Here is an 18556-nt window from a genome sequence, read left to right as displayed (position 1 = left end):
GTGCGGCGCGCGTGCGAGGCGGGCGGCGCGTGTGGGGTGCGTGGGGTAGGTGGTGCGCCCGGCTGGTGCTGGAGGGGGGCGAAGGCGACCGCCGTCGGTGCGGGCGAACCCGAGGGGTTCGCCCGCACCGACGGCGGTGGGTCGTGCGGCCGGTACCGATCGACGAGCGGTCAGTTGTTCTGTGCGGCATCCGAATCGGCGGCCGCGGCGGCGCTGTCAGCGGCGTCGAGCTTCTGCTGCATGTCCTTCAGCTGCTGGTCGGCCCCGGCAGCGCCCCCGGCAGTGGCAGTGGCCCCGGTCGTGGCCGTGCCCGTAGCTGCTGACGCGGGGGCCGGGGGCTGTGCGGCGCCGGAGTTCCCGCCGCACGCGGTCAGGGTCAGGGCGGCCAGTGCGGCGGCCGCGGTGAGGCCGACCGCGCGCAGTGCCCGGGTCACTGGGCGGTGCCGGAGGAATTGCCCAGGCCCTGCGAGGTGCACCAGGAGGCGACCGCGGCGAGGTCGCTCTGCCGGGTGGTCAGGGTCGGGATCAGGCTCTTGCGGAAGGTGAGCCGGTCGTTGAGGTAGGTGTAGATCGCGGTCTGCCCGGCGGTCTTGGCGTTGCCCACCCGCTGCTCCAGGCGGGCCACCGAACCGGCCTCGCCCACCGGGCCGTTCAGCCGGGTCAGCGCGTTCTGGATCCGCTGCTCGGTCTTCGGCAGCCGCTTGCAGATGGCCTTGGCGCCGTCGCCCTTGGGGGCGGCCAGGCCGGTGGCCGGCGAGGGGCTCGCGGCCTGGGCGGGAGCGGCGGCCGCGAGCAGCGTGCCGCCGAGGGCGAGGGCGCCGAGGGCGGCGCCGGCCTTGCGGTAGGAGATCATGACGGAGTCCCTCCGGGTCATGGAACTGCTGGTCGGACCGGGCCCGTGGTGGCCCGGCCGAGCAGGACGGTAGAGGGGCTCTTTGTGGATTCCTTGTGAGTCGGTGCGCGGGGGTTTGCCGACTACTGGCTGTCCGCTGTCGATCGACGGCTGACAGGTAACAGATGACGGAATCTGTCAGCCGTCAGCCGTCAGCCGTCAGCCGTCAGCCGTCAGCCGTCGATCGTCGGTCGTCGGTCGTCGGTCGTCGGTCGTCGGTCGTCGGTCGTCGGTCGTCAGCGAGAATGGCGCCGCGCGCTGTCGACTGCTCGCCGACCGCCCCCTTCGGTTGCCATCCGCCCGCACACGGACACCCGCCCGCCACTCAGCCTCACCCGCTCGCGTGCGCCCCGATCCAGTCCGGCCGGGCAGGCAGCGGCAGCGTCGGCGCCTCCGCGGAGACCAGCGGCAGCCGCACCTCGAACCGGCAGCCGCGGCCGCCCGGCCCGGTCGCCACCGTCACGGTGCCCCGGTGCAGCGCCACCTGCTGGGCGACCAGCGTCAGCCCGAGTCCGGAGCCGGGGCTGTCCGGCCGCCGGTGGAACCGGTCGAAGACGGCGGCGCGCTGGGCCTGCGGGATGCCGGGCCCCTCGTCGTCCACCGTCAGCACCGCCGCGCCGCCGTCCCGGTGCGCCCCGACCGTGATCCGACCGGGTCGGCCGTGCAGGGCGGCGTTCAGCAGCAGGTTGTCACAGACGATCCGCAGCCCCGCCTCCCAGCCGTAGACCCGCAGCCCGCCGGTGCCGGCCGGTGAGGGGAGGTCGATCCGCAGGTCCAGGTCCCGCTGCCGGCGGCGCAGCTCGTCCGCCGCCGCGGTGACCGGTTCGGCCAGGTCGAGCGGGCCGAACGCCTCCTGCTCCACCAGGTCGCCCCGGGCCAGCGTGCGAAGCGCGGTGAGCAGGTCGAGCAGGCGGCGGTGGTCGTTGCGCAGATCGGTCAGGATCTCGGCCCGCTCGATCGGCGGCAGGTCGGGGTGGGCGCTGAGCACGTCGAGATTGGTCTGCAGGCCCATCAGCGGGGTGCGCAGCTCGTGCGAGGCGGCGGCGGAGAAGGAGCGCGCGGTGTCCAGCGCCTGGGCGGTGCGGGCGGCCTGGTCGTCGTAGCGGGCCAGCGCGCTCTCCAGGGCGGCGGCCAGCTCGTCCACCTCGCCGATGCCACTGCGCTGGTGGCCGAAGTCGGCCGCGCCGGCGGTGGGGTCCAGGGCGGCGGCCCGGCGACCGAGCCGACTGAGCGGTGCGGTGGCGCGGCGCGCCAGCCCGTAGGCGAGCAGGCCGGAGAGCGGCGCGGCCAGCAGGGCGACCAGGATCACCCGCCGGCGCACCGCGCTGACCTGCGGATCGGCGGCCGAGGCCGGGGCGGCGACCCAGAGCGTGCCGGGGCCGGCCCCGTTCACCTGCCGGGCCAGCACCCGCCAGGAGTGTCCGCCGGAGCGCACCGTCACCGGGCCGGAACCGTTGCCGACGGGCATCGGCAGCGCAGCCGCGGGGGGTAGCGGGCCGCCCGAGGTCACCTCCGCCCCGCTCGCGTCGTCCAGCCGGATGCCGACGTCCAGTGCGGCGTCCAGCACCTTGCGGTGCTGGTTCTCCGCGACCTGGGTGCGGCCCCGCAGATCGGCGGTGAGCAGGGCGCGGGCGTCGGGCAGCACCGCCTGCGCGCGGTCGGCCAGCTTGGCGTCCTGCTCGTTGCGCAGGTCGTGGGTGACCAGGCCGAGCAGCAGTGCGCCGGTGCCGAGCACCAGCAGCGGCAGCAGGACGGCGGCCCAGATCGCGATCCTGGTGGCGAGCCTCATCGGGCGGCTCCACCGTCGGTGCCGGGGACCCGCAGCACGAAGCCCACGCCGCGCACGGTGTGGATCAGGCGCGGCCGCCCGCCCTCCTCCAGTTTGCGGCGCAGGTAGCTGATGAAGGTGTCGACGGCGTCGGTCCGCACGTCGAAGTCGTAGCCCCAGACCCGGTCCAGCAACTGGTCCCGGGTGAGCACCAGGCCGGCGTTGCGGGCCAGTTGCTCCAGCAGCTCGAACTCGCGGCGGGTCAGCCGCAGCGGCTCGCCGTCCCGGCGCACCTCGCGGGTGCCGGGCGCGATCTCCAGCGGGCCGACCCGCAGCACGTCGTCGGTGACCGGAGGGCGGCGGCGCAGCAGCGCGCGCAGTCGCAGCACCAACTCCTCCAGGGCGAACGGCTTGACCAGGTAGTCGTCCGCCCCGGCCTGCAACCCGGCTACCCGGTCGGCCAGTTCGTCCAGGGCGGAGAGCATCAGCACCGGGGTGTCGCTGCCCTGCTCGCGCAGGATCCGGCAGACCTCGGTGCCGGCCAGATCCGGCATCGAGACGTCGAGCACCAGCACGTCCGGCGGCTCGGCGGCGCACAGTTCCAACGCGGCTCGGCCGCCTCCGGCCGAGCGAACGGCGAAGCCGCTCAGCCGCAGCCCGCGCTCCAGCGAGCGGCGGATCGTGTCGTCATCGTCCACGACCAGTACCCGCCCGACACTGTCACCGCTGGTCATCGGCGCTCCTCACTCGACTGTCCCGACTCGGCCCGCTCCGCCGCTCCGTCCGCGGCTCTGGCCGGCGGGCCGCCCACGGTCGCACGCGCGGATGAGAGTTCTCTCATGAAGCGCCCGCTCAAGCGCCCGCGCATGACTCGGCCGCCCGCACCGGGCCCCGCATGAAGCGCCCGGACCCGGGTACGCAACCGAGCGCCCGGCGTCGCGCGTCCCGAACGGCAGTGCGCCGCGAGAACAGGACAGTGAAGAGAGGGGAAGAGACATGGGCATCGTCGGTTGGATCGTGCTCGGCCTGCTGGCCGGAGCCATCGCCAAACTGCTGCTGCCCGGGCGTGACCCGGGGGGCTTCATCGTCACCACGCTGATCGGCGTCGCGGGGTCGTTCGTCGGGGGCTGGCTCTCCGCGCACTTCCTGCACCGGCCGGTCGCCAAGCACTTCTTCGACCCCGCGACCTGGGGCTCCGCCATCGTGGGCGCCCTGGTCCTGCTGGTCCTCTACCGCCTTTTCTTCGGCAACTCCCGCCGCTGACGGCTTCCAGCGCCGCCCCCACGGATCCGCGTCCTTGCGCGTGCCCGCTTCCGTGCGGAGCCCGAACGCCCGCGCCCCGGGCGGCCGGACAGCCCGGACAGCCCGGACGGCGTGGAAAGCACGGACAGCCCGAAGGGCCGCGGCGTACAGCCGCGGCCCTTGGGTGTGGAACCGGTCGATCTACTGACGAGATGTCAGCTGGCGTTGAGCGCGGTGTCGTCGATCACGAAGCTGGTCTGCAGCGAGGAGTCCTCGGTGCCGGTGAACTTCAGGGTGACGGACTTGCCGGCGTAGGAGGAGAGGTCGAAGGACTTCTGCACGTAGCCGGTGTTCGCGTTCACGTTGGAGTAGGTGGCGAGGTTGGTGCCGTTGGCGGTCACGGCGAGCTTGTCGTAGGCCGTGGTGCCGGTCTCGGCGGTGTCGATGTGCAGCCAGAAGCTGAAGGTCGCCTTGCAGCCGGCCGGGATGGTGACGGTCTGCGAGAGGGTGTCGGTGTGGGTGGTGCCGTAGCCGTCCAGCCAGGCCTTCCAGCTGCCCGAGTGGGCGGGCTCGGAGGAGGAGTTGTCGATCACGCCGGCGCTGGCGGTCCAGGGCGAGGCGGTGCCGGTCTCGAAGCCGGCGTTGCCGAGCAGCTGGCCGCCGCCGGTGCAGCCGGTGCCGGCCGCGACGGTCCAGGAGAAGGTCGCCGAGCCGGTGGCGCCGGTGGAGTCCTTGGCGGTGACGGTCACCGAGGAGGTGCCGGCGGTGGTCGGGGTGCCGGAGATCAGGCCCGAGGAGCTGATCGACAGGCCGGCCGGCAGGCCGGTGGCCGAGTAGCTCAGGCTCTGGCCCGAGGCGGAGTCGGTGCCGGAGACCTGCAGGCTGACCGCGGTGCCGACGGTGCCGGACTGGTTGCCGGGGCTGGTCACGGTCACGGTGTTGCCGGTGGCCGAGGAGACGGTCCAGGAGAAGGTGGTCGAGCCGGTGGCGCCGGTGGAGTCCTTGGCGGTGACCGTGACCGAGGAGGTGCCCGCGGTGGTCGGGGTGCCGGAGATCAGGCCCGAGGAGCTGATCGACAGGCCGGCCGGCAGGCCGGTCGCGGTGTAGCTCAGGGTCTGGCCCGAGGCGGAGTCGGTGCCGGAGAGCTGCAGGCTGACGGCGGTGCCGGCCTTGCCGCTCTGGCTACCCGGGTTGGTCACCGTCACCGTGTTGCCGGTGGAGGTGCCGGAGGCGAAGGCAGCGGTGCCGGCCGGGGTGCCCAGGCCGGTCGGGCCGTCGTAGCCGGGGCCCGCGGTGCACAGGTAGGTCGGCGAGCAGGTGCCGTTGTTACCGGTGGTCACGTCGTTCAGGTTGCTGGTGTGGGCGTAGGGGTACGAGGACGGGTAGCTGCCCGCCGCCGGGGTGCCCGCCAGCGCGTAGACCGAGGCGATGATCGGGGACGAGGCGCTGGTGCCGCCGTAGACGTCCCAGCCGGAGCCGCCGTAGGTCTGGTAGACCGCGACACCGGTGGCCGGGTCTGCGACCGCGGAGACGTCCGCGATGGTCCGCTTCGAGCAGCCGGTGTCCTTCTGCCAGCTGGGCTTGGCGTCGTACGCCGAGCAGCCGGAGCCGCCGCCCTCGGTGCTGGAGGTGGACCAGACCGACTCGCTCCAACCGCGGGAGTTGGACGCCTTGCTCAGCGAGGTGCCGCCGACCGCGGTGACGTACTGCGAGGCGGCCGGGTACTCGGCGCCGTAGGCCTCGTCACCGGAGGAGACGGTGATCGCCACGCCCGGGTGGTTGAAGTAGCTGCTGTCCGAGCTGGTGTCGGTGGAGTCCTCGGACCCGCCGTAGCTGTTGGAGACGAACTTCGCGCCCTGCGAGACGGCCTGGTTGACCGCGGTGCCCAGGTCGTCCATGTTCGCGGAGGTGGCCTCGACCAGCAGGATGTGGCAGTTCGGGCAGACGGCGCTGACCATGTCGACGTCGAGCGAGATCTCGCCGGCCCACCCGGTGTCGCCCGTCGGGTAGTTGGTGCTACCGTCCTCGGCGATCTTCTTGAAGCAGCCGTTCGCCGTGGTGCAGGCGGGCAGGCCGTAGGTGGACCGGTAGGTGGCCAGGTCCGACTCGGCGTTCGGGTCGTCCTGCGCATCCACGATGGCGACGGTCTGGCCGCCACCCGCGCCGCTGGGCAGTGCGTAGGCCGAGGACAGGTCGCTCGGGCCGTAGCCGGACGGGGTGGCGTTCGGCGACGCCAGGTTGGGCTCGACGACGTTCGTGCGCTTCAGCGCGAGACAGGCCATCTCGTCCGGGTGCGTCGGAGCGGCACAGACCCGCTGGACCGTGTCCGAGGCGGCGCTCTGCGTGGTGGCCGCGTGCGCGGTCGGGGCGAGCAGGCCCAGCGCGGCGAGCGCGGTGGTCGGCAGTACGGCGGTCAGCGCGCGCAGTTTGCGCGGGCGTGGACCGGCCGAGGTGTGGGTGCGCAAGAGAGAACCCTCCGTGGGGGTCAGGGCGGCGCCCGGTCGGCCTGGGGTGAGGCCGCGGACCGGGGCGGGCCCGTGCTGGTGGATCTCGGCACGTGCGGACGGCCCGGCGGCTGGTGGCCGCGGGCCGGACGCACCGCAGGCGAGTGCATGCCGTCGGCGGTGCGGTCGGTGCTGGTGACGTGCGGACGCGCTGATCTGTACGGCGCGGGCGGACCGCCTACCGCGGGCCGCGCACGCGGGTGGGGGAGCGAGTGCGCGAACGGGGGTCTGCCGCTGGCAGGCTCATGACACCCTGTGGGATGTCAAGGCCATGACAGCAGAAGGCCCCGCACCGGTCCGCGGTGAGGGGCGGGCTGGTGTGGGGCTGACGTTAGTGTGCGTTTACCGTGAGCGGCAAGGCGCCGGAACGATCCTTTACCTGGAGGAAATCCTCAACCCGGCTGATCAGTGGGACGTTTCGGAAAGGTCCCACTGATCGGCGGATGGTTGGCGGATGGTCGGTGGGTGAACGGCTCTGCTGTGGCAGCGGCCTGACTTTCCGTCACATCCAGCTGGTCACAGGCGCGTGGTCACTTCGCGGCCGGGCGCTGCGTGGACTCGGCGCCGCCCCAGCGACCGCGCAGGCCGGCGTGCAGCAGCGCCCAGAGCGCCTCGAAGTCGGCGGTCGAGCGGCGCGCGTCGGTCCACTCGGCGGCGTGCGCGGGGTCGTGGAAGTGCGCGCTGGCCTGGAACACCGAGCGGGCCGCGGCCTGGACCGGCACCGCGCTGAACTCGCCCTGCCAGATCCCGTCCTGGACGATGTGCGCGATCTGGCCGGTGAGCGTCTCAAGGTGCGCGTCCACGGTGGCGCTGTGCTCGGCGACCAGGGCCAGGTAGGTGGCGAAGAGCTCGGGGTCGTCCAGCGCCTTCTTGCGCTTGGCCGCGAACAGGGTGGCCAGCCAGCGGTGCAGCCGCTCGCCGGCCGGTCCGGTCTCCACGGTGATCGACTGCAGGGCGTCGTGCGCCTGGTCCAGCCAGCGCTGGGTGACCGCCTCGCGCAGCGCGGCCTTGCTGGGGAAGTGCCGGTAGACGCTGCCGTGGCTCACCCCGAGGGCGCGCGCGATGTCCACCACGGTCGCCTTGGCCGGGCCGAACCGCCGCAGCACGTCCTCGGCCGCGGTGAGGATCTGCTCGGGGGTGAGACTGCTGTCGGTGGTCACGGAGTGCTACGTCCTTACTGGTCCGGCGGGTACGGCTGACGGTGGGGGCGGCCTGCTCCCGGGGCGGTGTGCCGGGGGAGCGGGCCGGTCGGCTCAGTGCTCGCGGGGCGTGCCGTGCTGCTCGCTCTGCTCGCTGTCGAGGTGGGCCATCTGTGCCGCAGCGTACCTGTCGCCGGCCGCGGCCCCGGCAGGGACGGCCGCCTCGATGGCCGCGAGGTCGGCGGCCTCCAGCCGCACGTCGAGGGCACCGAGTGCCTCGGTGAGGCGCTCGCGGCGGCGGGCGCCGACCAGCGGCACGATGTCCTCGCCCTGGGCGGCGACCCAGGCGATCGCGACCTGCGCCACACTGGCGCCCTTGGCCTCGGCGATCGCCCGCAGTGCCTCGACCAGGGTCAGGTTGTGGGCCAGGTTCTCGCCCTGGAAGCGTGGGCTGAAGCCGCGGAAGTCGGTGCCGGCCAGCTCGCGCTGCGGCGACCAGTGGCCGCTGAGCAGGCCGCGGGAGAGCACGCCGTAGGCGGTCACGCCGATGCCCAGCTCGCGGGCGGTGGGCAGCACCTCTGCCTCCGGGCCGCGGGAGATCAGCGAGTACTCGATCTGCAGGTCACTGATCGGGTGTACCTGGGCGGCGCGGCGCAGGGTCGCGGCGCCCACCTCGGAGAGGCCGATGTGGCGTACGTAGCCGGCCTTCACCAGCTCGGCGATGGCGCCCACCGTCTCCTCGACCGGCACGTTCGGGTCGAGCCGGGCCGGGCGGTAGACGTCGATGTAGTCGGTGCGCAGGCGCCGCAGCGTGTAGGCGAGGGCGGTCTTGGTGGCGGCGGGGCTCGCGTCGTAGCCGAGCCAGGCGCCGTCCGGGCCGCGCTGGGCGCCGAACTTCACGCTGAGCTGGACGGCGGCGCGGTCGCGGCCGCGCAGCGCGTCGTGGATCAGCAACTCGTTGTGGCCCATGCCGTAGAAGTCGCCGGTGTCGATCAGGGTGATCCCGGCGTCGAGGGCGGCGTGGATGGTCGCGATGCTCTCGGCCTCGTCGGCCGGGCCGTAGAGGTCGGACATGCCCATCGCGCCGAGGCCGATGGCGGAGGTGGTGGGGCCGGTGCGGCCGAGCTTGCGGGTGGTGACGGCGGTCATCTGAGGCTCCGAGGGGACGGGGGTCGGGCGTCTTGATGACAACTTTGGCATGACGGCTGACAGATTTCAAATACTGTCATCGCTCATCTGTCGACTGACATCCGTCATCCGTCACGGCGACACGCCCAACTGCCAACCCGTACACAATCCTTGACGCCCCATCGCACCCTCCCTACTGTGTGATTTTGCTCAGTTGCGTTCGTTTTCGCGACACCCGCGCACATTCCCCCACGGCGAACCACGGGAGGACTGCACCCTGATGCGAACCGACCCCCGCACCCCACCCCAGCGCCGCCCCCGAGGCGCCGCCCCTGCCGCACTGGCCGTCCTCGCGCTCTGCCTGGCCCTGCTCACCCCCCGGGCCCAAGCCACCCCCCTGCCCGCCGCAGCCACGTCGGCCCCCTCGGCCACGCTCGCTGCCGCTGCCGCTGCTGCCCCTGCCGCTGCCCCTGCCGCCGCCCCCGCTGCCATCGCCCCCACCGCCATCACGGTCGACGGCCGCTCACCCGGCCGCACCTTCGACGGCGTCGGCGCGATCAGCGGCGGCGGCGGCAACTCACGCCTGCTGCTCGACTACCCCGAGCCCCAGCGCGACCAGATCCTCGACTACCTCTTCAAGCCCGGCTCCGGAGCGGCCCTGCAGATCCTCAAGGTGGAGATCGGCGGCGACACCAACTCCACCGACGGCGCCGAGTCCTCCATCGAGCACACCCGCGGCGTCGTCGACTGCGACAACGGCTACGAGTGGTGGCTGATGGAGCAGGCCAAGGCCCGCAACCCCGGGATCAAGCTCTACGCCCTCTCCTGGGGTGCCCCCGGCTGGATCGGCAACGGCAACTTCTGGTCCCAGGACATGGTCGACTACCTGGTCTCCTGGATCGGCTGCGCCCACCAGCACGGCCTGGCCATCGACTACCTCGGCGGCTGGAACGAGCGCGGCTACAACGCCGCCTGGTACGAGAACCTGCACTCCACCCTGGCGGCCAAGGGCCTCGGTTCGACCCAGGTGGTCGGCGCCGACGACACCTGGGCGGTCGCCACCGCCATGCGCGACGACTCCGCGTTCGACGACGCCGTCGACATCATCGGCACCCACTACCCCTGCGGCTACATGTCCGCGATGACCAGCTGCGCCAGCACGCCCGACGCGCTGGCCACCGGTAAGCCGCTCTGGGCCAGCGAGAACGGCTCCGAGGACGCCGACACCGGCGCCGCCCCGATCGCCCGGGCGCTGAACCGGGGCTACCTCGACGGCAAACTGACGGCCTTCATCAACTGGCCGCTGGTCGCCGCCCTCTACCCCAACCTCGGCTTCAACACGATGGGCCTGGTGACGGCGAACCAGCCCTGGTCCGGCGCCTACGCGGTGGGCCGCGGCACCTGGGCCATCGCGCAGACCAGCCAGTTCACCGCCCCCGGCTGGCAGTACCTGGACACCGCCTCCGGCTACCTGGCCGGCGACCGGGCCAACGGCAGCTACGTCAGCTACGCGTCCCCCGACCGCGGCGCCTGGAGCACCGTCTTCGAGACCATGGACGCCACCGGACCGCAGACCGCGACCCTGCACGTCACCGGCGGCCTGCCCGGCGGCCCGCTGCACGTCTGGTCCACCGACTTCTCCTCCAGCTCCGCCACCGCCCATCTGGTGCCCGGCCCCGACCTGGTCCCCGCGGCGGACGGCGGCTACCAGCTGACCCTGCTGCCCGGCCGGATCTACACGGTCACGACCACCACCGGCCAGGGCGCCGGCACCGCCGCCTCCCCGCAGCGCGGCCCGCTGGCCCTGCCGTACCAGGACACCCTGGCCGGCACCGCGACCGGCCAGGAGGCCCGCTACTTCAGCAGCATGAACGGCGCCTTCGAGACCGAGCCGTGCGCCGGCGGCCGCACCGGGAACTGCCTGCGCCAGCAGGCCCCGACCACCCCGATCCGGTGGACCGACGAGACCGGTGACCAGCCCTACACCACCATGGGCGACCTGAGCTGGGCCGACTACACGGTCGGCGTCGACGCCCTGCTCGAACACTCCGGCACCGCCGAGCTGCTCGGCCGGGTCGGCACCCAGGGCCGCAACAACGGCGGCCTGAACGCCTACAACCTGCGGGTCGGCGACGACGGCAGCTGGACGATCCTCAAGGACGGCCAGGGCTGGAGCTTCACCACCCTCGCCTCGGGCAAGGTCGCCACGCTCGGTCTGAACACCTGGCACCACCTGGAGCTGAGCTTCCGAGGCAGCGCCATCACCGCCCGGCTGGACGGCACCGTCCTGGCCACCGTCACCGACACCAGCTACGGCGCGGGCCAGATCGCGCTCGGCACCGGCGGCTACTACAACGCCCAGTTCAGCGACCTGACCATCACCCCGGGCGGCGGCACCCCGCTGGACGGCACCTACCGGCTGGTCAACGGCAACAGCGGCCAGCTGCTGGACGCGGCGAACCAGGGAACGGCCGACGGCACCCCGGTCATCCAGTGGCCGGCCAACGGCGGCGCCAACCAGCAGTGGCGGCTGACCGCCACCGGTGACGGCTACTACACGATCACCGGTGTGGCCAGCGGCAAGGCGCTGGAGGTGCCCGGCGCGGGGCCCCTGCCCGGCACCCAGCTCGACCTGCGGACGCCGAACGGGGCCGCCGAGCAGCAGTGGCTGGTGGTCCCGGCCGGCAACGGCCGCTACACGCTGGAGGCGCGCTCGGACGGCGACCTGGTCGACATCGACGGAGCGTCCCTGACCCTGGGCGCCCAGGCGATCCAGTGGCCGCCGAACGGCGGCGCCAACCAGAGCTGGCAGCTGGCCGCCACCGGCTGACCCGGCCCTCGGCCCACCCCGGCCACGGCGGCGGACCGCGCACCCAGCGCGGTCCGCCGTTGACCTGTACCGGTCCGCCGCTGACCTGTACCGATCAGCTCGGGCCGGTCGGGCCGGCCCCGGCGCCGACCCGACCGGTCAGCGCCCGCAGCTGCCGCTTCGGTCGCAGTACGGCTGCGCGCCGCTGCTCCCGCAGCCGCAGAGCATCGCGCGCGTCGCAGGCCGTCCGCCGGCCGGCCGCGGCGCGCGGTTCGCGCCCGCCGCCGCGCCCTCCTCGTCCAGCAGCAGCTCGTCGCGGAGCAGCAGCCGGCCGTCCGCGGTGCGGACCACCTCGGTCGGCCGCGGCGGCTCCTCGCCCCGCCCGTCGGCCCACCGGTAGGTCAGTGCCCCGGTCGGGCAGCGGCGCACCACCTCGGCGACCCGCGCCGGATCCGCGGCGTCCGCCGTGATCCACGGCCGCCGCGCGGTGTCGAAGACCTCCGGCAGCCCGCGCACGCACTCGGCGGCGTGGCGGCAGAGCCCGGGTTCGAAGGTGACCTCGATCCCCTCGCCCGGGTAGCTCTTCGAGCGGGGGCGCTCCTGCGGCCCGGCGTCCTCAGTCACTGACGGCGCTCCGGTTCTCGTACGCGAGGTCCTGGTACTCGGGGTGCCGCTCCATCCAGCCGTGGACGAACGGGCAGGTCGCCAGCACCGGCAGCCCGCGCTCGCGGGCGTCGTCCAGCGCCGCCCTGGCCAGCGTCCCGCCCACGCCCTGCCCCTCGAAGGCGGGATCGACCACGGTGTGGGGGTAGACCACCAGGTTGTCGTTGCGGATGTACGCGGCGAAGCCCGCCGGCTTGCCGTCCACCTCCGCCTCGAATCGGTTCGCCGACGGATTGTCGTGCACGGTCACGGTCATCGGGGCTGTCTCCTCCTACGGGCGGCCGTTCGCTGCTCGGTGCTGTCCATCATCGGTGACCCGCGACGACGGAGAGCGCCTGACGCCCCGTGAGGCGCGGCAGGTACGAGCGGCAGGTACGAGCAACCGGTACGAGCAACCGGTACGAGCAACTGGTACCGGGAGTCGACCCGGCCATCACCCATCCGGCGTGGATCGGTGCGCCGTTGGCGGTTCGTCATGCTGAAGCGCCGCGAGAGGTCCATCGTGGAGAGGTGGGCGCGATCCGGTGACCGCGTCCGCACCGGCCGGTCCGGGTCCGAGCGCCGCGACGTGCCACCAGCCGCGCCCCGAAGCCCCCGCCAGCAACCCCTGGCGAGCCCGCGCACGCCCCTGGTCCGGTCCGCGGCGCAGGGCCACCTCGCCGGAAACCGAGGCGTTCTTCTAGGCTCACTTCGGCTTCCCCTGCCACGGTGTCACCCACGCCGCAACCTGGAGGCCGCTGCCCACGGGGGTCCCGGTCGTACCGGGGCCGCCGGATCGAGCGAGGAGGACGTATGTCGAGCAGCCGTTCCATCGCACCACAGACCCTTCGGCCACCCGCCGTACCGCTGTCGCCGCACCGGGTCGCCCGGCCGTCGGCCCGGCGCGCGGCGGTGCCCGGCGCCCGCCCGGACCGCTGTCCGCCGGCCGCCGGCCAGGCCAGGGCCGCCACGGCCGGCCGCGGCGGCCGACCGGTGGCGCCGGGTGCGCTGAGTACGGAACGCCGCCGCGGAGGTGCCCGGTGAGCCCACACACCACCACGTCGGCGTCGCTGCCGACCGCCCCCGCCCCGAGTGCCCCCGCCCCCTCCGCCGGCCCCGAGCCGTCCGCCGATCCGGTGCCAGGCGTCAATCCGGCGCCAGGAGTCGATCCGGCGCCAGGCGTTGATCCGGCCGCGGCGGCCGAGGCGCTGCCCGACCTGCCGAGCACCCTCACCGCCAGGGCCCGCACCCTCTCCGGCGCGGTGCTGCGCCGCTGCGCCGACCTGGCCCGGATCGAGTCGCCCAGCGGCGACGCGGTGCGGCTGAACAACCTCGCCGAGGAGCTCTCGGCCGGCTACCGGGCCACCGGCGCCGAGGTCAGCCGGGAGCAGGGCGCGGCCGGCGACCACCTGCTGCTGCACTGGCGCGGCCAGCACGAGAGCCTGCCGCACCTGCTCTTCGTCGGCCACCACGACACCGTCTGGCCCGCCGGAACCTTGGCGGACTGGCCGGTGACCGAGCACAACGGTGTGCTCAGCGGCCCTGGCGTGCTCGACATGAAGGGCGGACTGGCCCTCCTCGAAGGCGCCTTCGCCCTCCTCGCCGACCTCGGCCTGCGCCCGTACCACTCGGTGCGGGTGGTGGTGACCGCGGACGAGGAGGTCGGCAGCCCGGACGGCCGCCGCGTGGTGGAGCGCCAGCTCCCCGGCGCCGCCGCCGTCCTGGGCCTGGAACCGCCGCACGAGGACGGCCGGCTGAAGACCGCGCGCCGGGGCGTCAGCCGGGTCAAGCTCACCGTGACCGGGCACGAGGCACACGCCGGCAGCCACCCCGAGGACGGCACCTCGGCGGTGGACGAGCTGGTCGACCAGCTCGTCGCGGTCCGCGACCAGCTCGGCCACCTGCCGGGCACCGAGCTGAACACCGGCCGGATCCGCGGCGGCACCAGGGCCAACGTGGTGGCCGGCCAGGCCGAGGCCGAGCTCGGCCTGCGCTTCTCCACCGCCGAGGCGCAGCGCAGCACGCTGGACAGCCTGGCCCACCTGACCGCGCTGCGGCCGGGTGCGCTGATCACCACCGAGGTGCTCTCCAGCCGCCCGGCCTGGCCCGAGCGGTCCGGCGGCAACGCGCTGCTGCGCCACGTGCGCTCGCTGGCCGCGGCGCTGGGGCAGCAGGTGGACGGCGCCCCGGCCGGCGGGGCGGGGGACACCAACCTCGCCGGCGCCCGCGGGCTGCCGACGCTGGACGGTCTCGGCGCGGTCGGCGCCGGTCCGCACGCGCGTGACGAGCGCATCGCGCTGGACCAGCTGGCGCCGCGGATCGCCCTGCTCGCCGGGCTGCTCGCGGTGCCACTGCCCCGGCTGCGGCCCCGCACGGGCGCGACCCCGGAGGCAGTGCGGCCGCGCGCCTGACCGCGCGCCCAGCCGCACGCGCCGCACGCGCACCACCGAGGGCGAGCCCGTCGCACGGGCTCGCCCTCGGCCTTTCGCCGCTCGGCCTTTCCGCCGGTCAGCCTTCCACCGCTCGGCCTTTCCACCGGTCAGCCGTAGGTCCTTGTCATCGGTAGGCCGCTGGCTACACAATGGAACCGACCGAACGGTCAGTCGGGAGGAGTCATCATGGTGGCAGTGCAAGCGGCCGGCGCCGCCGAGCCCGGGGTGCCCGCCGAGCCGGCGGAGCGCTTCGAGGCGGTGATCGCCGCCGAGCAGCGGATCGAGCCGCGCGACTGGATGCCGGACGCCTATCGGGCCACCCTGATCCGCCAGATCGCCCAGCACGCGCACTCGGAGATCATCGGCATGCAGCCCGAGGGCAACTGGCTCACCAGGGCCCCCTCGCTGCGCCGCAAGGCGATCCTGCTGGCCAAGGCCCAGGACGAGGCCGGCCACGGCCTCTACCTCTACGCGGCCGCCGAGACCCTCGGCGTGGACCGCGCGGAGCTGACCGAGAAGCTGATCAGCGGTCGGCAGAAGTACTCCTCGATCTTCAACTACCCCACCCTGAACTTCGCCGACGTCGGCGTGATCGGCTGGCTGGTGGACGGCGCCGCGATCTGCAACCAGGTGCCGCTCTGCCGTTGCAGCTACGGTCCGTACGCGCGGGCGATGGTGCGGGTCTGCAAGGAGGAGTCCTTCCACCAGCGGCAGGGCTACGAGCTGCTGATGACCTTGATGCGCGGCACCGAGGGCCAGCGGCGGATGGTCCAGGACGCGGTGGACCGCTGGTGGTGGCCGTCCCTGATGATGTTCGGCCCGCCCGACGACGACTCGCCCAACACCGCGCAGTCGATGGCCTGGCGGATCAAGCGGCACACCAACGACGAGCTGCGGCAGCGCTTTGTCGACATGACGATGCCGCAGGCCGAGCACCTCGGCGTCACCCTGCCCGACCCCGAGCTGCGCTGGAACGAGCAGCGCGGCGGCTGGGACTTCGGCGAGCCGGACTGGTCCGAGCTGATGCGGGTGATCAAGGGCCAGGGCCCGTGCAACGCCGAGCGGGTCGACCGCCGCCGCGCCGCCCACGAGGACGGCGCCTGGGTCCGCGAGGCCGCGACCGCCTACGCGGCGAAGCAGAGGACCGCCCACGCGGCGGAGCAGGAGGAGTCCGATGTCTGACCACAGCTGGCCGCTCTACGAGGTCTTCGTCCGGCCGCGGCGTGGCCTGAACCACGTCCACGTCGGTTCGCTGCACGCCCCCGACGACCGGATGGCGCTGCTGGCCGCCCGCGACCTCTACACCCGGCGCAACGAGGGGGTCAGCCTCTGGGTGGTCCGCTCGGACGCCATCACCGCCTCCACGCCCGACGAGCGCGACCCGTTCTTCGAGCCCAGCGGCGACAAGGTTTACCGCCACCCCACCTTCTACGACATCCCCGAGGATGTCCCGCACATCTGATCGGGGGACCCGATGACGGACGATCACGTCTACCTGACGCTTGCCGAGGGTGACCACGAGGCCGAGGCCCGTTGGGCCTACGGCACCGGCTTCGCCGATCCGCTGCTCGGCGTCGACACCGCCGTGCCGCCGCAGCTGGACGGGGCCGACCTCGCGCTCTACTGCCAGCTGCTCGGCGACGACGCGCTGATCCTGGCCCAGCGGCTGATCGAGTGGTGCACCCGGGCGCCCGAGCTGGAGGAGGAGGTGGCGCTGGCCAACCTCGGCCTCGACCTGCTCGGCCAGGCCCGCCTGCTGCTCACCCGGGCCGGCCAGGCGGACGGCACCGGCCGCACCGAGGACGACTTCGCCTACTGGCGCGCCGAGCACGAGTTCCGCAACGTGCGCCTGGTGGAGCTGGAGAACGGCGACTTCGCGCACTGCGTCGCCCGCCTGCTGCTCTTCGCCACCGCCCGCCGCGCCCTCTACCTGCGGGTCGCCCAGGGGCCCGACCCGGTGCTCGCGGCGGTGGCCGCCCGCGGCGTCAAGGAGCTTGCCTACCACCAGGAGTACGCACGGGCCTGGACGCTGCGCCTGGGCGGCGGCACCGAGTACTCGGCCCAGCGGATGCAGGCCGGTCTCGACGCGCTCTGGCCGTTGCTGGACGAGCTGTTCACCGCGCACGAGGTGGAGCTGCGGCTCGGGCTCGATCCCGCCGAGCTGCGCGAGGCGGTGCTGGCCGAACTGGCCGAGGTGCTGGCCGAGGCCGGGCTGATCGTGCCGGCGGTCGGTCCGCTGGCCCGGATCGGCGGCCGGGCCGGCCGCGAGGGCGTGCACACCGAGGCGCTCGGGCTGCTGCTGGCCGAGCTGCAGTGCGTGGCCCGCGAGCACCCGGGTGCGACATGGTGAGCACCCTGGCAGCCGCGAACGCCGCCGGGACCGCGAACGCCGCCGAGATCGCGGGCGCCGTGCCGGACCCCGAGCTGCCCATGCTCACCCTGGCGGACCTGGGCGTGCTGGCCGGCGTCGAGCAGACCGGGGAGGGAGAGGCAGGGGAGGCGGTGACGGTCTGGCTCACCCCGACCTACTCCGGCTGCCCGGCCGTCGCCGAGATGGCCGCCGACGTGGACCGGCGGCTGCGCGCGGCCGGCTTCGCCGAGGTGCGGGTGCGGCTGCGGCTCGACCCGCCGTGGAGCACCGACCTGATCACGGCGGCGGGCCGGGACAAGCTCGCCGCCGCCGGGATCGCCCCGCCCTCGGCGGGCCTGCTGCAACTGGGCCGCACCCGGCTCATCGTCGACTGCCCGCAGTGCGGCTCGGCCGACACCGAGGAGCTGTCCCGGTTCGGCTCCACCGCCTGCAAGGCGCTCTGGCGCTGCCGGGCCTGCCGAGAGCCGTTCGAACGCATGAAGGAGATCTGATGGCGCCCCGCCGTGCGCAGTTCCACCCCCTGCGGATCGCCGTCCTGGAACGGCTCTGCGACGACGCGGTGGCCGTCACCTTCGAGGTGCCGGCCGAGCTGGCCGAGGACTTCGCCTTCCGGGCCGGGCAGACGCTGACGCTGCGCCAGGTCAGCGCGGAGGCGGACGAGCGGCGCTCGTACTCGATCTGCTCGCCGGTCGGCGGAGCGCTGCGGATCGCGGTGCGCGAGGTGCCCGGCGGGCTCTTCTCGGAGTGGCTGGTGCGCCGGGCGGCCGTCGGGGACCCCGTGGAGGTGCTGCCGCCCAGCGGCGCGTTCACCGCCGATCTGAGCGTGCCGGCCCGGCACGTGCTGGTCGCCGCCGGCTCCGGCATCACGCCCATGGTCTCCATCGCCGCCACCGTGCTGGCCGCCCACCCCGAGGCTGCGGTCACCCTGCTCTACGGCAACCGGCGCAGCGACACCGTGATGTTCGCCGACGAGCTGGCCGACCTGAAGGACCGGTACCTGGACCGCTTCGAGCTGGTCCACGTGCTCTCCCGGGAGGCCAGGGACGCCGAGCTGCTCAGCGGTCGACTGGACACCGACCGGGTCAAGGCGCTGCTGACCGCGCTGGTGGACGTGCCGGCGGTCGGGCACTGGTGGCTCTGCGGCCCCTACGGGATGGTCACCGAGGCCCGTGAGCTGCTGGGCTCACTCGGCGTCGCGCCGCAGGCGGTGCACCAGGAGCTGTTCCACGCCGAGGACGAGCCGGTCGCCGAGCGCGCGGAGGAGGAGCTCGGCGCCGAGGGGGCCAGCGAGGTCACCGTGGTCCTCGACGGCCGCCGCAGCACCCTGCGCCTGCCGCGCGACCGCAGCGTTCTCGACGGTGCCCAGCACTCGCGCCCCGACCTGCCGTTCGCCTGCAAGGGCGGGGTCTGCGGCACCTGCCGCGCCCAGGTCACCGAGGGCGAGGTGGTGATGCGCCGCAACTTCGCCCTGGAGGAGAAGGAGCTGGCCGCGGGCTACGTGCTCACCTGCCAGGCCCGGCCGGTGTCGGACAAGGTGACGGTCGACTACGACGCCTGAGCGGTCGCCTGAGCAGTCGCCTGAGCGGTCGGCTGGCGGGACCGGTCCCCGGGTTGCCCGGGGCCGGGGGT

At 73.8% G+C, this 18556-nt stretch carries 17 protein-coding genes; 8 read left to right on the top strand and 9 right to left on the bottom strand.

What is annotated here, in order from left to right; all coding sequences use genetic code 11:
- Positions 1-170: 170 nt before the first annotated feature.
- From OG455_RS07885 to OG455_RS07870, 4 genes are all read right to left on the bottom strand, one after another.
- The gene (locus tag OG455_RS07885; RefSeq protein ID WP_266291562.1) at positions 171-434 is read right to left on the bottom strand and encodes a hypothetical protein; all 264 of its coding nucleotides are present in this window, start codon (positions 432-434) and stop codon (positions 171-173) included.
- Positions 431-874, bottom strand: coding sequence for a hypothetical protein (locus OG455_RS07880; RefSeq protein ID WP_266291561.1), 444 nt, complete (start codon positions 872-874; stop codon positions 431-433). The genes OG455_RS07885 and OG455_RS07880 overlap by 4 nt, the downstream gene beginning before the upstream one ends.
- Before the next feature lie 349 nt (positions 875-1223).
- The gene (locus OG455_RS07875) at positions 1224-2681 is read right to left on the bottom strand and encodes a sensor histidine kinase KdpD (RefSeq protein WP_266291560.1); all 1458 of its coding nucleotides are present in this window, start codon (positions 2679-2681) and stop codon (positions 1224-1226) included.
- Entirely contained in the window at positions 2678-3394 is a 717-nt protein-coding gene (locus tag OG455_RS07870) for a response regulator transcription factor (protein ID WP_266291559.1), read from the bottom strand. Before OG455_RS07870 ends, OG455_RS07875 begins: the two co-directional genes overlap by 4 nt.
- A 262-nt stretch (positions 3395-3656) precedes the next feature.
- On the opposite strand from OG455_RS07870, the gene OG455_RS07865 reads away from it, so the two are divergent.
- A complete protein-coding gene (locus OG455_RS07865; protein ID WP_266291557.1) occupies positions 3657-3923 on the top strand; it encodes a GlsB/YeaQ/YmgE family stress response membrane protein in 267 nt (88 codons plus the stop codon).
- 194 nt (positions 3924-4117) lie between these two features.
- On the opposite strand, the gene OG455_RS07860 is transcribed toward OG455_RS07865, so the two are convergent.
- The 3 genes from OG455_RS07860 to OG455_RS07850 form a co-directional block, all read right to left on the bottom strand.
- Positions 4118-6184 (bottom strand): putative Ig domain-containing protein, encoded by a 2067-nt coding sequence (locus OG455_RS07860; RefSeq protein ID WP_266300693.1) that lies wholly within the window; start codon positions 6182-6184, stop codon positions 4118-4120.
- 752 nt (positions 6185-6936) lie between these two features.
- Positions 6937-7566: a TetR family transcriptional regulator gene (locus tag OG455_RS07855; protein WP_266291555.1), complete on the bottom strand. Its 630-nt coding sequence runs from the start codon at positions 7564-7566 to the stop codon at positions 6937-6939.
- 93 nt (positions 7567-7659) lie between these two features.
- The gene (locus tag OG455_RS07850) at positions 7660-8694 is read right to left on the bottom strand and encodes an aldo/keto reductase (RefSeq protein ID WP_266291553.1); all 1035 of its coding nucleotides are present in this window, start codon (positions 8692-8694) and stop codon (positions 7660-7662) included.
- Between the two features lie 259 nt (positions 8695-8953).
- Here OG455_RS07850 and OG455_RS07845 point away from each other — a divergent pair, with 259 nt between their 5' ends.
- Positions 8954-11503, top strand: a complete 2550-nt coding sequence (locus OG455_RS07845) for an RICIN domain-containing protein (RefSeq protein WP_266291551.1) — start codon at positions 8954-8956, stop codon at positions 11501-11503.
- A 138-nt stretch (positions 11504-11641) separates the two neighbouring features.
- On the opposite strand, the gene OG455_RS07840 is transcribed toward OG455_RS07845, so the two are convergent.
- Together OG455_RS07840 and OG455_RS07835 are read right to left on the bottom strand one after the other, a co-directional pair.
- Positions 11642-12106 carry a (4Fe-4S)-binding protein gene (locus tag OG455_RS07840; protein WP_266291549.1) on the bottom strand — a complete coding sequence of 155 codons (465 nt, stop codon included), beginning with the start codon at positions 12104-12106 and terminating at the stop codon, positions 11642-11644.
- Positions 12099-12401 carry a GNAT family N-acetyltransferase gene (locus OG455_RS07835; protein WP_266291547.1) on the bottom strand — a complete coding sequence of 101 codons (303 nt, stop codon included), beginning with the start codon at positions 12399-12401 and terminating at the stop codon, positions 12099-12101. Before OG455_RS07835 ends, OG455_RS07840 begins: the two co-directional genes overlap by 8 nt.
- 763 nt (positions 12402-13164) lie before the next feature.
- Here OG455_RS07835 and OG455_RS07830 point away from each other — a divergent pair.
- The 6 genes from OG455_RS07830 to paaE all read left to right on the top strand — a co-directional run bounded on the left by OG455_RS07830 (position 13165) and on the right by paaE (position 18485).
- Positions 13165-14535: a M20 family metallopeptidase gene (locus OG455_RS07830; RefSeq protein ID WP_266291545.1), complete on the top strand. Its 1371-nt coding sequence runs from the start codon at positions 13165-13167 to the stop codon at positions 14533-14535.
- 207 nt (positions 14536-14742) lie between these two features.
- Positions 14743-15738: a 1,2-phenylacetyl-CoA epoxidase subunit PaaA gene (paaA, locus tag OG455_RS07825; protein WP_266291543.1), complete on the top strand. Its 996-nt coding sequence runs from the start codon at positions 14743-14745 to the stop codon at positions 15736-15738.
- Complete coding sequence (gene paaB / locus OG455_RS07820; protein WP_266291541.1) at positions 15731-16018, top strand: 1,2-phenylacetyl-CoA epoxidase subunit PaaB; 288 nt, start codon at positions 15731-15733, stop codon at positions 16016-16018. Before paaA ends, paaB begins: the two co-directional genes overlap by 8 nt.
- A gap of 12 nt (positions 16019-16030) precedes the next feature.
- A complete protein-coding gene (gene paaC, locus OG455_RS07815; RefSeq protein ID WP_266291540.1) occupies positions 16031-16906 on the top strand; it encodes a 1,2-phenylacetyl-CoA epoxidase subunit PaaC in 876 nt (291 codons plus the stop codon).
- Positions 16900-17418, top strand: coding sequence for a 1,2-phenylacetyl-CoA epoxidase subunit PaaD (gene paaD / locus OG455_RS07810; protein WP_266291538.1), 519 nt, complete (start codon positions 16900-16902; stop codon positions 17416-17418). The genes paaC and paaD overlap by 7 nt, the downstream gene beginning before the upstream one ends.
- Positions 17418-18485: a 1,2-phenylacetyl-CoA epoxidase subunit PaaE gene (paaE, locus tag OG455_RS07805; RefSeq protein ID WP_266291536.1), complete on the top strand. Its 1068-nt coding sequence runs from the start codon at positions 17418-17420 to the stop codon at positions 18483-18485. The genes paaD and paaE overlap by 1 nt, the downstream gene beginning before the upstream one ends.
- Positions 18486-18556: the final 71 nt, after the last annotated feature.

The organism is Kitasatospora sp. NBC_01287, assembly GCF_026340565.1.
Classification (GTDB): Bacteria; Actinomycetota; Actinomycetes; order Streptomycetales; family Streptomycetaceae; genus Kitasatospora.
The sequence above is the reverse complement of the archived record's forward strand: the minus strand, read 5'-3'. Positions and strand labels throughout refer to the sequence as shown.

What these genes read in the sequence shown, in the direction of transcription:
- OG455_RS07880 (WP_266291561.1), bottom strand. Translation starts at nt 874, where the DNA reads ATGACCCGGAGGGACTCCGTCATGATCTCCTACCGCAAGGCCGGCGCC.
- OG455_RS07875 (WP_266291560.1), bottom strand. Translation starts at nt 2,681, where the DNA reads ATGAGGCTCGCCACCAGGATCGCGATCTGGGCCGCCGTCCTGCTGCCG.
- OG455_RS07870 (WP_266291559.1), bottom strand. Translation starts at nt 3,394, where the DNA reads ATGACCAGCGGTGACAGTGTCGGGCGGGTACTGGTCGTGGACGATGAC.
- OG455_RS07865 (WP_266291557.1), top strand. Translation starts at nt 3,657, where the DNA reads ATGGGCATCGTCGGTTGGATCGTGCTCGGCCTGCTGGCCGGAGCCATC.
- OG455_RS07860 (WP_266300693.1), bottom strand. Translation starts at nt 6,184, where the DNA reads ATGGCCTGTCTCGCGCTGAAGCGCACGAACGTCGTCGAGCCCAACCTG.
- OG455_RS07850 (WP_266291553.1), bottom strand. Translation starts at nt 8,694, where the DNA reads ATGACCGCCGTCACCACCCGCAAGCTCGGCCGCACCGGCCCCACCACC.
- OG455_RS07845 (WP_266291551.1), top strand. Translation starts at nt 8,954, where the DNA reads ATGCGAACCGACCCCCGCACCCCACCCCAGCGCCGCCCCCGAGGCGCC.
- OG455_RS07835 (WP_266291547.1), bottom strand. Translation starts at nt 12,401, where the DNA reads ATGACCGTGACCGTGCACGACAATCCGTCGGCGAACCGATTCGAGGCG.
- paaA (WP_266291543.1), top strand. Translation starts at nt 14,743, where the DNA reads ATGGTGGCAGTGCAAGCGGCCGGCGCCGCCGAGCCCGGGGTGCCCGCC.
- paaB (WP_266291541.1), top strand. Translation starts at nt 15,731, where the DNA reads ATGTCTGACCACAGCTGGCCGCTCTACGAGGTCTTCGTCCGGCCGCGG.
- paaC (WP_266291540.1), top strand. Translation starts at nt 16,031, where the DNA reads ATGACGGACGATCACGTCTACCTGACGCTTGCCGAGGGTGACCACGAG.
- paaD (WP_266291538.1), top strand. Translation starts at nt 16,900, where the DNA reads ATGGTGAGCACCCTGGCAGCCGCGAACGCCGCCGGGACCGCGAACGCC.
- paaE (WP_266291536.1), top strand. Translation starts at nt 17,418, where the DNA reads ATGGCGCCCCGCCGTGCGCAGTTCCACCCCCTGCGGATCGCCGTCCTG.